The following is a 13,207-nucleotide window of genomic DNA, read 5'->3' as shown; positions in this document are numbered from 1 at the left end:
CGAAAAGTCGTCATCAGTGCGTGCGACTCCGGCATCAATGAGATCCGCTCGAAGTAAAAACGGAGCCTATCAATTAGGGCGCGCCCCGTGGCAAAAACGATCGCTTGCATCCATGCAACATCAGCCGCATTAAGCGAATGCACCTCTGACGTCCCAAAGGGTTAAATTAATCGCACCGCGTCATGGATCCTTGCAGCATCGAAAGCCCAGGTGATAGTTGGCATGGCTGTCAGCGTCCATGACCCGCGTGCCATGCCAGAAAGGCGCGCGCCAGCGGCACCAGTCTTCGTGAGCGCGGTAAGTGTCGAAAATAAACCAACTCCCCTTCATCTCGGTATAGCCCAATTGCTTGCTGCCCCTGCTGGACATCTGCGATGGATTCAGCGGTAGATTCATGTGCTCCGCCGCGTTGCCGTTGAGATCGTAGACCCCTAGCGGGCTGTGGCAGGCCGGGAAATCGCCCGCCGGATAAGTATTGGAGCCACACTTGCTCCAGCCACCGCCGGGACAGCCCGGAGTCTTGTGGCTGGCGGTGCCGCAAATGCCGGAACGGTAGGCGGGACCGTAGCTCCAACTCTTGTCGGCAGCATGTGCGCTGTTATGGGCAGCGCGCATGCGGTGTATGCCCTCCTCAGGACTGACCCCTTTGGCCAAGTCGAATCGATAGTCCGGAGGCTGCAAACTGCCGGCGCAGGCACCTTCCCACTCGTGAGCATCGCATAGGCGCTTGCCTTCCGCAGCGCAGATTTCTGCAGCCTCGTGCGCGCGTACCCATACCACCGGATAGGTACAGGGGACATCGGGAAACTCAAACTGGTCGATGCAGGCCCGCGCCTCCTCCGGTTTCTGTGTTTTTGGGTCGTAGAGCGGTGCCATGTATTTGGCATGGCAGATCTGCTCGAACTGCGGATTGGCATAGGAAATCGACTGCTCCTTTAGCTTGGATTGACAACCTTGCGGAGTATCGGGATGTTCGGTGATGGCAGGATTGCCCTGCCCGATAAACCCGGAACGCTCGAAAATCGAGCGTATGGTATCGACCTGGTCCTGGCTCAATCCCTGGTCCTGCTGCAACAATTGGAACAGCATCTCGTTTTGCCGCGCGAACGGCGCGGAGGGCGCGCCGCCTGCCATGGCACTCATCGCCAAGAGCGACACGATGAGTCCGAATGTCCCTTGTTTCATGACGCATCTCTCCTTCGCAACAGATAGAAGAAATCCCGGTCGTCCGGGAAGCCCAGAAACCTCGGCGCGATTTGATCGCCACCTTTTTTGTCGACTTCGTCCATGCCCCGGACCAGATGTTGAACAAGCAACCGTCCGGCGGTTCGAGTGTAGAGTGCCAGATAGGTGTGTTCCAGAGCGTTCATGTCGAGGTGCATGGCGTAACGGCAGCCGTACGCCTGGAATACTCGGGCCATGGCGCGAGGCGTGGCGGCGGAAAAATATCCGTAAATGAGGAACCGCCTTGTCGACGTCTCGCTCAGACAGGCGCCCGCCCGCAGCGTGCGGAATTGCTCATCCTTGGAGCCCGACCAGTTGCCAGGCCCCCACTGCGTGATCAGCGGACCAGATTGTGGGCTGGCGCTGACGGGGTCTTGGTCGATCAGCGCCACGCCGTTTTGCCGTGCGTATCGGATGCGGGGCAACATGGCATCGTCGTCGTGGCTCCAGGTCTTCATGCCGATCGTACCGTCGGCAAGTACATAGAGGGTGGAAAGTCCGGGTTGCAGAGTGCTGAATACAACGCCCTCCTCGATGAAGCCATAGTGCGAACCGCGATTCCTGTAGGCGAGATCGCCATAGTGAAAGGCGCCGTGCTCGCGCTTGAAACCGCCAGCGAAGGTGGCCGCTACCAAGGGGGTGAACGCAGGACTGACCATGCCGGTCCGCGCCAGCGGCGTAGCGCTATCGATACCATCAGGTCCTGCCAGATTCGGGACGCGCATTTCATCGAGAACGCGTTCGGACCATCCAAGACGCGGATGATCCGTGCCAAGCGCAAAACCGAGTTCGAACTGGCTCAGATCGAAGGCAACGAGGTAGTCCAGAGCCACCGCTTCGACGGCATCGAGATTGACGACGCGACTACGCAGACGCGCGGCTACCGCCGCATCCACAACTTGCGGTTGCACCGCGCTCAAGTAGATGCCGGGTGAATCGTGGACGGGATACCATTGCCCAAGCAACATACTGTTGGCGGCTTCACCCAGGTCGACCTCTATATCTGAGGGCAGAATGGCCACCGCGCCACTGGCGACGAGACGTGCTGATTGTGGCGAGGACGATACCGGGGGATCGCTGGGTGGAAACCGCGATGGCGCGGGCCTGGCTTGTTCAAGAAACGCATCCTGATAAAACTGATCCCGGACGAAGCTGACTATCCGGTCTCCGCCCCAGACGCGGTCCCGCAGGAAATTGGTTACCCGCTCCAGGCGGGTGTAGGTACCTGCCACAGCGTTGCGTAAATACAAGCGCCCATCACACAGCGGTGCGTATGGCAGAGCGGAGCGCTGCGCCTGTTCCAGCAATCCGCCCGGACCGCCTGCCCAGAGCGGGCAGCCGGTGGTCCCTCCGCCGTCGGAAAGAAGCAGGCCCTGCCGATCGAGGCGCAACTGTTGCGCGCCATGTCTGGCACTCTCCAGGTGGTAGGACTGAACGGAACCAGGCCATTGCAGCTGCAGGAGGTACCAGGCGCCGATTGCCGGGTTGAGGTCTATCAGGGTGGCCCGCCCGCTGCGACCGCCCATTTCGATATCCAAAGACGTGACTGTCCGGAAGGGCTGCAAATCGACAATGGTCTCCGGACCAAGCCGCGGCATCGCATGCTGCTCGTCCGTTGCACCAAGCATCAGCAAGCACAGCAGTACAGCGCAAACGCGCGAGGCTGCCGGATTCACGTCGCGGCCAATCCCACGAGCGCCATGACCGTGAGAAGAGCCCGGCTGACGGGATTCTTCAGTGCGAATACAACCGGATCATCTTCGACATGGCCGCGGTCGGCCATCAACCACATATAGCTGATCCAGTACAGGAGCAGGAGGCAGTTCACCCAAAAAAGCCAATATCGCCCATGCAGGCTCTGCACCATTGTGGTGTTGGTGTAAAGCGCCAGCACCAGCACGGAGAGGTACCCGCTGGCGATGCCCTGTGCGGCGATCACGCCGGCGTCATTCAGCACATAGCCTCGCGCATGGGCCTTGGAGCCGCTAACCTCCCTTTGCGCGACCAGTTCGGCAAAGCGTTTGAGCAATGCCAGGCTGAAGAACAGGAATATGCAAAACGCCAGAAGCCAGGACGACAAGGAGATGCCCGCAGCCGCGGATCCAGCCGCAACTCGAGCGGCATAGCCCCCCGCCAGGATCAGAACGTCCAGCACAGCGTAGTCCTTGAGCCCGAAGGAATAGGCGAGCGTGGTAGCAAAGTAGAATCCCAGCACCATCAGAAACTCAGCTTGTAAAGCAGCACCGACCAGTGCGGCTGCCAGCAACAGCGCCGCCAATAGACCGCAGGCGCCACGAATCCCCACGCTGCCCGAGGCCAGCGGTCGAAATCGCTTGTGAGGGTGGTGCCGGTCGGCCGGCAGATCTAACAGGTCATTGAGCAGATATACGCTGGACGCACAAAGGGTGAAGGCAAGGAAGGCAAGGAAGGCATGGAACAGCAAGACGGGGTCAAATAGTCGATGGCTCGCCGCCAGAGGCAGGAACACCAGGGAATTCTTCAACCACTGATGTGGACGCAATTCGCGCAGGTATTCCCTCCATTCTCCCCCGGCGGGCCTGAATATTCGATCCACCGGCGTGGAGCTCTTGATGCGTGCGCATAGCACCTCATCCGATCCGGCGACGAGTGCATGGCGTGCAACGGCCCATATCGGTAAGTCTCGACGGGAATTGCCGATGTAGTCGAACCCCCGCGCTCCAAAGGCCGCCACGAGTACGTCCCGTTTGCGCTCTCCACTGAGATTATCCCCGCCGTCGCTGGCGAATATTGTGTCGAATACCCCCAACTCCCGGGATACAGCATTGGCGAGCAATTGATCCGCAGCCGTAGCGAGCACGATATGCCTGCCCCGGCTCTTTTCCTGCCGGAGATAGTCGAGCAATTCTCCGCGGTACGGCAGGGTGGAGATGTCAAGACGACTTTTTTCAGCCAGATGGTGCTTCATAGCGGCGACGCCCTGCCCCAGCCAATAGGGAAGCCGGAGCAGGTTCAAAGGCTTGCGCCGGACGGCCCCCAAGGCCGATTCGAATAGCAGATCCGACTGGATCAGAGTCCCATCGAGGTCCACCACCAAAGGCACCATTTCGGCAGCCGATGCCAAGGTGTTTGCATCTGGAACGTGCGCAGCTGGATCAAGGGGATCATCCGCATCCAGGCGCAGGGCGTGAATGAGCTTTTGGCCGATCATCAAAAGAACACCTCAGCCAGTTTCAGCGCCCCCCGTTTCCACGGGACCCGATGCGAGACTCCTGTTTTGCCGCGGTATTCGTCGCGGTGTTCCAGATACCAATCAAAATTGCGCAGCAGCGCCTGTTGATTCGAATAGCGGGGCACATAGCCAAGCTTCTGCTCCAATCGCTCGATGGATACGAAGCTCTCTTGCGCCGCAGTCGCGTATATCCACTGGTAAATCGGCGACAAGTGCAGTGACTCAAGCAGACGCAGAGCGATAATGACGGGACGGGCGGGAAAGCCGATGACACGCTTGCCGTGACCCGCGCGGTCGAGTACCGCCTGGAAGTTCTCGCGCATGGTGCAGAAATCCTTCGCACCAACATTGAAGCTGTCGTTCACCACATCGGCATCAAGAGTGGCGCAGCGATGGATGACCGCACAGAGGTCTTCCACGTCAAGCAACTGGTAGAGGTTGTCGCCTGATCCAAGCACCGGGAAATTCCTGCCTGCGGCAGCCCAGTCGTAGAGCAATTCAAATACGCCCAGCCGCTCCGGCCCGACGAAGCTCTTGGGGCGCAACACCGTCACGCAATGCCCTGCTGCACGGAATTCGCGGCAGTGGCGTTCCGCCTCGATCTTGGCCTCGCCGTATGGCCCGACGCCGTGCAGAGAGTCCTCCTCATGCAGCGGATGGTGATCCGGAATGCCATAGACCGATGTGGACGAGGTAAAAATCACCCGCGATACACCGTTGCGGAATGCACTCTCAAGAACGATGCGCGTACCATCGGCGTCAGTGGAGAAAATATCATCGGGACTGCTCAGCGGCAAGGCGGCGGCGGCGTGGACGACGAGGTCGATGCCGCGCATCGCGGCATCGACGGCCGACCGATCGCGTATGTCCCCATGCAAGACTTCCACCACGTTTCTCTCGGGGTATTCGAACGGAGCGATGTCCAGGGTGCGCAGCGTATAGCCACGCGCCAGGAGATACCGGCATAGATTGATACCAAGAAACCCCGAGCCGCCAGTTACTAGACATACTTTGTTAGTCATTCGCGCGGTTGCGTCCTATTCCTGGTTTTCTTCAGGCCATTCAAAAACCACTTGTCTACGGGATCCAGCCAAGATCGCCACCGATTGGCTTTTGCTGCGTCCATTGCTGATGGCAGTTATCCGATAGTTTCCGATTGGCAGATCAACCAGGAGATAAGGCCCTTCGGAATTGACCTCCAGCGTGGAAGAGCCATCGGCCTTGACGATGGTCACCTTCACGGCGGAGGTATAGGCGTCGCGCTTGCCGATGCGGGCAGCAAAGACCAGAGTCAGCGGGTACCTTTCGGCTTCGGCCTTCAACGCCTGCGATTCGTCGACACCGATCCCGCCGTTGCGGTAGCTGATATCCCCGACGTGGCGCAAAGGAGGCAATGCGCCGCCATCAGCCGAGACGTTCGATACAAGCGATGCCGCGATGACGGCGGCAAGGGTGGCAAACTGTTTGATCATGAACGGCGGCGGCTTCATCTCTGACCCCAAACGACGATGGATTGGATTGATACCTCGACTGCATGCTAGGGATTGCGTTTTGGCCATACCTTGATATGGATCAACTCCGATTGGGCCCGCACCTACGGGCCCCAAGCTGCCGACCATTCATCGGACAAAGGTGGAAAAGCTGCATAATTGCCCATACAAAGCATGAAGCGCGGTATTTCGCGCACCAATTCATACTTGATGCGCGAGAAAAATATGAAGCTGCGAAGCTTGCGATGGGCGGTTGCGTTGTGGATCATGGCGTCGGTTGTGGCGATTCCAGTAAAGGCCTTGGCAAATACAGGGGATTGTGGCCAAAATCTAAGTTCGTCCATCCCCCCACGATCGGCCTCGGCGCTGTCCGGTAGCCAGTTCGCCCGTAAAATCGAGGGACTGAGCGACGATTTGCGGGAGGCTGCGATCCGTGATCAGCTTGTGGCCGGCAATATTCCAGGGTTTCTGAGGCGACTTACCCCGGTGACGCTCGATTCAGGTTCGGCGCAACGTGGGCAGGCCCGAGTCGTCATTTGCGTCGCCCCAGATTACCTGGCGATCGGGTCCGACAGCGACTATTTCCTCGCGCCGATGCGCCTCGAAACAGCCTTGAGCATTGCCAGGCGATTCGGTTTCTTGTTGCCGACTCGCAAAATGGTCGATGCGGTTTACGCGCAATCACCGGTACAGTTGCAGCCTCGGCCCTTGCCAGCCAGCGATGCCATGCGTTCGACGGCCTACTACTGGCAGCACAACCTGATGGTGGGAGAGCAGCGGGCCGCGAACGGTCTTCCCCTGGGTACGCTAACGGCGGGCGACAAAAAAGACCTGGTTCTAACTTCTCGCCTGTGGCGAATGCAGGACCGGGTCGCCATTTATGGCTGGCATCTTCCGACTGGTCGGCCGATCCAGCCGCTCAGCACGGTACACGGCTGGCGCTATGCGGATTACAGTCACGGTGTCCGCCTGATCGCCGACATAGCCTACGTCGACGGTGCTGCTCAACATATCCTGAGCTTCCTGAGCGACGATCATTTTGCCGCCTTATTCAGTGATGATGGGCCAATTCCGCAGGCTGCCCGCCTCATCGACGCTCTGGATGGGAGGGCGCCTTCCACCGGGCTGTGAAACGACGCGCGCAGATGGTTCGCAGGCCGATTATCCGTCATCGCATCGTCGGCACCTGCAACTTGCTGTAACACGGGTTGCGCAAGACGTGCCCGGGATTTTTTGCAAGGATTTTCGCCAAGCCAGGTTCATGTCCCAGACTTGCGGCAATGCTCGCTGAGCGGCCCGCGACGAAGAAGCTCGCATTAGCGAAAGATCCGTTGTCCCGGACCATGGTCCGTCGATATCGCGCAACGCCATCCACTGGTCCGTTCATGCAAATTCACGCCTCCCCAAGGCAACGCAGACGGTCCCGGATTGATGTGGATCAAGGTCGGTGCGCGCGGCGGCGGACTAGACTCATCCAAGTTTTTTGCCGCTGGTGTGCATATGAAACCCTGCGGCGTTCTTTCTTGGAGCAGGTATGCGTGAATTGCCGTTGGCAAAAAATATGGTCCGGTTCTTCGCCGCGACCGTGCTGCTTCTCCCGGCTGCCTTCGCTCAAGCACAGCATGGTCATCCAGGCGGAGGGCACGGAGCACCGCCCGTACATGGTGGATACGGCGGCTTCGGGTCGTATCGCCATGTCCCGCCCGCCCCCTATCTAGGGGACCATTGGCGTGAGGGGCACTGGCATCATGGTGATCACGGCCATTACGGCGGGTGGTGGTGGGTAGTTGGCCCAAGCTGGTTCTGGTATGCCGCGCCGGTCTATCCGTATCCGGATGCATATGTCCCGCCCGAGGTTGTCATCGCTATGCCGCCGGGGCCACCACCAACGCAGTATTGGTATTGGTGCGAACAGCCGGCTGGTTACTACCCCTACGTTACGCAGTGCAACGTGCCCTGGAAAGCGGTTACGGCCACGCCAGCGCCCTCGCCGGCGCCTCCCGGTCCATGACAGCAGGAAGACTCCCGATGACTAATTGCCGCATGTCGATCCTGTACAAGCCTTTCGAAGTATTTGCCGAAGATGATCAGGTGTGTCGACAATTCGCCCAGCAGCAGATCGGGCAAGGTGCGGCGAACGCCCAGAATCAGGGACTCGGTACGGCCGTGGCGGGCACGGCCATCGGTACGGCCGCGGGGGCCCTCATCGGGCGGTCCGGGGGTGGCGCGGCCACCGGCGCCGGCGTCGGACTGATTGCCGGATCGGCCATTGGTGCCGGCGAGACGGATCGTTCAAGCAGAGGCTTGCAGCGGCGCTATGACATCGCCTACGAACAGTGCATGTACAGCAAGGGCAACCAGGTTCCCGGCTATGTCTACCAGAACACGCCTCCCCCTCCCCGCAACCGGTGATATCGGAGCCTTCGTGGGCGCCATTACCATGCAGTTTTCTCCATCTGGTCTGAGATTGGATTGACAGAGCACATCTGATATCTTTTTCCGGACTGCTTCAACCGCGGCGCTTCATATAGCGGTATTTTTTTCCGAGGGCTGCCGTTGTTTCAACGCAGTCCGGTGTCCCGGCGAGGCGTTCGCATCTATCGATAGCCGCCGCTACGCACTGGATCTGCTTCATCAAAACCTCGACATTGCCTCGTGGGCAGGAACAGAGCGCCCAACCTCATGCGGCAACACCTACCGAATTTCGGATTTGAACATCCAGCCTGGGCCGAAATGCTTCGATCTCGTTTACCGGTTCGAGCAGTATCGGCTGCGCATGCAGATAGGCGGTTGACTTGCGTTTCTGGTCGATGTCGTTGTAGGCGTGCTGAATCAGTTGCATGTCCAGTCCTAGCTGTCTGCTTACCTCGGCCACCGGGATATCGTGATTCTTGGCCCAAAGAATCAGGTCCAATTGCGAATAGTGCAGCGAGAAATAGAAATCTTCCTGCGACTGCTCCAGGCTATAGGTATCGGTGGTGGGTTCGCGACGCAGTATGCCGTCAATCACTCCAAGATGGGCCGCCAGGGCATATACCTGGGTCTTGTAGAGTCCCGCGATGGGCTTCACATCGGCAGCACCGTCTCCGAGTTTGACGAAGAAGCCCTGATCGTACTCAAGGCGGTTCGGAGTTCCCGAGGTGGCATAGACCAGGCGATCGGCGTGGTAGTACTCCATCATCTTGCGCGCGCGTTGCTTGAAATTGGTGGCCGCGACGATCTGCAAATATGCCTGCGGCGTCAGACGCACACGTTGCTCGTCTCCGTCCGGGCGGCGCACCACGAGATAAAACACATTGAGGCGTGAGGCGCCGGACCGGTCGCTGCCCAGAACGATATTCCATGGCCATCCAGATTGGAAATCTGGGCATACGGAACGCACCGCTTCGTCGCGCAGGCTATAGCAGCCGGCCGCTTCCAGCATCGGAGCGATGTCGTGCACGGAATATGGAATATCGAGTTTTTCGCACAACTCCCGTCCCAGCCGGGTACTCAAAGCCTGCGAGTCGCGCTCGGGCAACAGCAATCCGTGAACGCGCCTGGGGCCCAGTGCGCGCACCGCCAGGGCGGCAGTGCAGGCTGAGTCGATACCTCCGGAAATCGCCACAACCAAACCACGCCGGCGCAGTACATGCAGTACGGCTTTGGAAAGCTTACCTGACAATTCGGCTGCCTTGGCTTCGAGATCGATGGACAGCACCTGTGAGTTAAACATCATTGTCTTACCGCCCGTTCTTTGAGTTCTGATTTGCAGATTTTCCCGCTGCCGGTTCGCGGCAATGTTGATTCGAACCGGATAAACCTGGGGACTTTATATATGGGCAACCGCTCACGGCAAAACTTGCGCAAGGCCTCTTCAGCCACGGTCTTGCCCGGACTGGTCACCACGAATGCTGCAGCACTCTCGCCCTCAATGTCGCTTGGAATACTCACCACCGCGGCTTCCAAGACCTCCGGATGCCGGCAAAGGCAATGTTCGATCTCCGTGGGGCTGACCCGGTAACCTCGAATTTTCATCAATTCTGTGGAACGGCCGGTGATGAAAATGAAGCCATCGTCATCCATGTAGCCAAGATCTCCTGTCCATAGCCACCCATCGCGAATGATTTCCTGTGTAGCCTCGTCGTCGCCGAGATAGCCAGGGGTCACGTTTTCACCCCTGGCGACGAGTTGTCCGATGGAGCCCGGCGGCATGCTGCTGGCATCATCGGCGACGATACGCAGGTCGACACCGGCCAAGCCGCGCCCAATTGAACCCTCCTTTGCCACCGCATCAGCCGGATCGAGATACGAGAGCCTTGCCGTGGCTTCGGTTTGTCCATACATCACATAAAGCGCGGCGGGATCGAAGGCAGTGCGGGCCCATTTCACGGTTTCGGGCTGCATTGCGCCTCCAGCTTGCGTCACATAGCGGAGACCCGGAACCTTCAATGATCGGGCACCAATCTGCCTGCGCAGCAATTCGAAGGTCGCCGGGACGCCGGCGAAACCGGTGCAATGCTGCTGGTTCATGGCGTCGATGACCAGGTGTGGATATATGAAGCGGTGATCGAAGAACACCGATCCGCCGGCCATCAGGTGCGTCTGCAACAGGCTTTTTCCGTAGGAGTAATAAAGAGGAAGTACTGACATGACTCTATCCTCGGCAGTAAGGCCCAGGTACGAACATATCGATCTGGTGTTGGCCGAGACATTGCGGTGCGTCTGCACCACCCCACGAGGGGCGCCCGAACTGCCGGAGGTATACAGCACCAACGCAGGCGTATCGGGATCCACTGCCGCCGATGGCGGAGGCACCCGAATCTCTTCATCTTGAACCAATCCATCCGTTGACATCCAGGTCAAGTGGCAAGGCTTCAGTAGGGACCGAAGTGTCGCTGACGGATGCTCCGGATGAACGATCACGTAACGAACAAAGGCCTGGGCCACTCCGCTCCACTTCGCCGCGTTGCGTCCGTGCAGGATGGCTATCCGCGCTCCAGTTTTGTTCGCGATACGGGCATTGCTGTTTCCGTCCCAGTCAGGATTGATCTCGACTGAACAGGCGCCGAGCGACTGTATGGCAAGACTCGCAACTACCGCGGCAGGCACATTCGGCAGTGAGACGACAACGAAATCGCCACGGCGTACCCCGATTGCGTACAGGAATCCAGCCATGCGCCGAACCCGATCGTCCAGTTCACCATAGCTCAACCAGCCCGAGGGAGTGCCCAGGCACGGCGCCTGTGGTGAGCGCAACGCATGGTCCGCGAGCCACGCTGCGGCACAATGACCAGAGATGTTCATGCCGCCATGGCACGCTGCGAGGATTGGAGAACGATCTCGGCGCCCTGATCATGCATCTGCGCCCCATTGGCCGGAAACTCCCGCAGTAGCAACTGCGTGCTGGCGACTGCCATGAGGGCCATGTTATCGGCTTCCGATGGGATCGCTGTTTGCTTGGTCATTTTATCCAGCAGCCTGCCTACCTTGGCAGCGTCGAATACGCCCCCGGCATCGACGGCCTCCCGCCCCAACATTTCACGGACCCATGATGGTGCCGATGGTCCGGCCAAGGCCTCCGCCACCGGCGCGCGGTACGGGAACTTGATGCGTTGGACGATCTGCATCGGGAGCATTCGCCTGGCCAGACGTTTGAGGATGAACTTCTCGCGCAGGCCGCGTAGCTTGATCCATGCTGGCATTCGCGCTGCAAATTCGATCAGGCGATGATCCAGAAACGGGAAGCGGCCTTCGATCGAGTTGGCCATCAGCATGCGGTCTCCTTGCGATGACAGCAGATAGCCGGATAGCAAGGTCCGCATTTCCAGATATTGTGCCCGCGCCAGCGGCTTCCAGCCTTGAAGTGCCGCGGGCAATGTAGCCGCGAGCGCCGCGGCCGGATCATGATCCCGCACCGATTCCAGGAACGCAGAACAAAAGAAGCGCGTGGCGCGGGCGCAACTGGCCCAACGGATGTGGTGGGAGGAATCCGCGGCATCTATGCTTTCAAGTCTGGTGCCGTAAAATTGCCTAAGCATGGCAGGCGCTTGTTCATCCAGCCCGAGGTAAGGATGCAAACGAGACAACAGGCGAGGACGCGTGTCCGATTGAGGCTGCCGGGCCCAGAACTGCCGGATGGCTGTTTCCTTGAACAAATCGTAGCCCCAGAACAACTCGTCAGCACCCTCGCCGCTCAAAACGACTTTGGTGTGGTCTTCCCGAACCAGAGCGGAAAGTTTCAAAAATGGGGCTGGTGCGGTGCGCAGTAGAACCTGCTCGGCTTGGCGCACCACCGTAGGAATAAGCTCGCCAATATCCCGGCTGGTAATACACGCGGCCCGATGCCGGGTCCCCAGCATGAGGGCAACCTGGGACTGGAACGCCTCTTCGTCGTAGCGGCTCTGCTGGAAGTTCACCGAATAAGTCTGCAGCGCACCTTTCAATTCCGTCTGCGCCATGGCACAGATCAGGCTCGAATCGACCCCTCCGGAGAGATAAGCCGCAACCGGAACATCCGCTTGCAGGCGAATACGCACAGCGTCGGTGAGAAGCTCCTCCAACTGCGCTTCGGCGCGGGCTTCAGTCACACCCTGTTCGATACGGTCCTCGCCAAGTTCGAGGTCCCAATAGCGATGGACCGATAGCATTCCTTTGTGCCAGCGACCAAATGTTCCCGGCGGCAGACTCATTACATTAGAGAAGGAACTGCGGGGAACAACCGGAGACCACTGCTGCAGGCATTCCACCAGCGCGAGGGGATCTAGTTGCGGGCGTAGCCATTCCGCGGCGAAGATCGCTTTGGCCTCCGATGCGAAGGCGAGGCCTTCCCGCGTCACTGAATAGAATAAAGGACAGATGCCGACACGGTCTCGCGCGAGCCACAGGCTGCTGTCACGTGGGTCCCATAGGGCGAAAGCAAATTGTCCGTTGAACGAGCGGACGCAATCGATGCCTTCCTTGAGGTAGGCAGCGAGGATGACCTCGGTATCACAGCGGGTGCGGAAGCGGTAACCGCTTGCCAGCTGTCGCCTTAAATCATCGTGATTAAATATTTCTCCATTGAACACTACCGTGACGCCGGACTCCGTATCCGACATCGGCTGGGTCCCCGCGGTCAGGTCCACAATTGCCAAGCGGGTGTGACCTAGAGCTATGCCGTCGAGCAGTAGAGCCCTCTGGGCGTCGGGCCCCCGGTGGAAAAGACTTGCCGTCATGCGACGCAGGCGTAACTCATACCTTTGCGCCTGCACTTCCTTGTGCAGTCCGGGCGGCGTGGTGAATCCTGCAATGCCGCACATGG

At 59.2% G+C, this 13,207-nt stretch carries 10 protein-coding genes; 2 read left to right on the top strand and 8 right to left on the bottom strand.

The features are described from left to right. Positions 1 to 180 precede the first annotated feature (180 nt). The 5 genes from BP26_RS0113530 to BP26_RS0113510 are packed head-to-tail and all read right to left on the bottom strand — an operon-like array spanning position 181 to position 5,925. The gene (locus tag BP26_RS0113530) at positions 181 to 1,185 is read right to left on the bottom strand and encodes an SUMF1/EgtB/PvdO family nonheme iron enzyme (RefSeq protein ID WP_029921116.1); all 1,005 of its coding nucleotides are present in this window, start codon (positions 1,183 to 1,185) and stop codon (positions 181 to 183) included. Continuing rightward, positions 1,182 to 2,900: a hypothetical protein gene (locus BP26_RS0113525; RefSeq protein WP_157572521.1), complete on the bottom strand. Its 1,719-nt coding sequence runs from the start codon at positions 2,898 to 2,900 to the stop codon at positions 1,182 to 1,184. Before BP26_RS0113525 ends, BP26_RS0113530 begins: the two co-directional genes overlap by 4 nt. After that, positions 2,897 to 4,414 (bottom strand): UbiA family prenyltransferase, encoded by a 1,518-nt coding sequence (locus tag BP26_RS0113520; protein ID WP_211254918.1) that lies wholly within the window; start codon positions 4,412 to 4,414, stop codon positions 2,897 to 2,899. The genes BP26_RS0113525 and BP26_RS0113520 overlap by 4 nt, the downstream gene beginning before the upstream one ends. Then, positions 4,414 to 5,457 (bottom strand): NAD-dependent epimerase/dehydratase family protein, encoded by a 1,044-nt coding sequence (locus BP26_RS0113515; protein WP_029921113.1) that lies wholly within the window; start codon positions 5,455 to 5,457, stop codon positions 4,414 to 4,416. The genes BP26_RS0113520 and BP26_RS0113515 overlap by 1 nt, the downstream gene beginning before the upstream one ends. Before the next feature lie 15 nt (positions 5,458 to 5,472). Next, entirely contained in the window at positions 5,473 to 5,925 is a 453-nt protein-coding gene (locus BP26_RS0113510) for a hypothetical protein (protein WP_051748956.1), read from the bottom strand. A gap of 174 nt (positions 5,926 to 6,099) precedes the next feature. On the opposite strand from BP26_RS0113510, the gene BP26_RS0113505 reads away from it, so the two are divergent. Then, positions 6,100 to 7,056, top strand: coding sequence for a hypothetical protein (locus tag BP26_RS0113505; protein WP_051748955.1), 957 nt, complete (start codon positions 6,100 to 6,102; stop codon positions 7,054 to 7,056). 912 nt (positions 7,057 to 7,968) lie between these two features. After that, on the top strand, positions 7,969 to 8,337 hold the full coding sequence (locus tag BP26_RS0113500) for a glycine zipper family protein (RefSeq protein WP_051748954.1): 369 nt from the start codon (positions 7,969 to 7,971) through the stop codon (positions 8,335 to 8,337). A 268-nt stretch (positions 8,338 to 8,605) separates the two neighbouring features. On the opposite strand, the gene nadE is transcribed toward BP26_RS0113500, so the two are convergent. The 3 genes from nadE to asnB are packed head-to-tail and all read right to left on the bottom strand — an operon-like array spanning position 8,606 to position 13,205. Next, positions 8,606 to 9,643: an NAD(+) synthase gene (nadE, locus tag BP26_RS0113495; protein WP_211254917.1), complete on the bottom strand. Its 1,038-nt coding sequence runs from the start codon at positions 9,641 to 9,643 to the stop codon at positions 8,606 to 8,608. Continuing rightward, positions 9,640 to 11,211, bottom strand: coding sequence for a class I adenylate-forming enzyme family protein (locus BP26_RS0113490; RefSeq protein ID WP_029921108.1), 1,572 nt, complete (start codon positions 11,209 to 11,211; stop codon positions 9,640 to 9,642). The genes nadE and BP26_RS0113490 overlap by 4 nt, the downstream gene beginning before the upstream one ends. After that, positions 11,208 to 13,205 (bottom strand): asparagine synthase (glutamine-hydrolyzing), encoded by a 1,998-nt coding sequence (gene asnB / locus BP26_RS0113485; RefSeq protein WP_051748953.1) that lies wholly within the window; start codon positions 13,203 to 13,205, stop codon positions 11,208 to 11,210. Before asnB ends, BP26_RS0113490 begins: the two co-directional genes overlap by 4 nt. Positions 13,206 to 13,207: the final 2 nt, after the last annotated feature.

It is taken from the genome of Nevskia soli DSM 19509 (assembly GCF_000711955.1).
GTDB classification, from domain to species: domain Bacteria; phylum Pseudomonadota; class Gammaproteobacteria; order Nevskiales; family Nevskiaceae; genus Nevskia; species Nevskia soli.
Note: the sequence above shows the minus strand (reverse complement) of the source record. Positions and strands in the feature narration are given on the sequence as shown.

What these genes read in the sequence shown, in the direction of transcription:
- BP26_RS0113490 (WP_029921108.1), bottom strand. Translation starts at nt 11,211, where the DNA reads ATGAACATCTCTGGTCATTGTGCCGCAGCGTGGCTCGCGGACCATGCG.
- BP26_RS0113505 (WP_051748955.1), top strand. Translation starts at nt 6,100, where the DNA reads ATGAAGCGCGGTATTTCGCGCACCAATTCATACTTGATGCGCGAGAAA.
- BP26_RS0113500 (WP_051748954.1), top strand. Translation starts at nt 7,969, where the DNA reads ATGTCGATCCTGTACAAGCCTTTCGAAGTATTTGCCGAAGATGATCAG.
- nadE (WP_211254917.1), bottom strand. Translation starts at nt 9,643, where the DNA reads ATGATGTTTAACTCACAGGTGCTGTCCATCGATCTCGAAGCCAAGGCA.
- BP26_RS0113510 (WP_051748956.1), bottom strand. Translation starts at nt 5,925, where the DNA reads ATGAAGCCGCCGCCGTTCATGATCAAACAGTTTGCCACCCTTGCCGCC.
- asnB (WP_051748953.1), bottom strand. Translation starts at nt 13,205, where the DNA reads ATGTGCGGCATTGCAGGATTCACCACGCCGCCCGGACTGCACAAGGAA.
- BP26_RS0113530 (WP_029921116.1), bottom strand. Translation starts at nt 1,185, where the DNA reads ATGAAACAAGGGACATTCGGACTCATCGTGTCGCTCTTGGCGATGAGT.
- BP26_RS0113515 (WP_029921113.1), bottom strand. Translation starts at nt 5,457, where the DNA reads ATGACTAACAAAGTATGTCTAGTAACTGGCGGCTCGGGGTTTCTTGGT.
- BP26_RS0113520 (WP_211254918.1), bottom strand. Translation starts at nt 4,414, where the DNA reads ATGATCGGCCAAAAGCTCATTCACGCCCTGCGCCTGGATGCGGATGAT.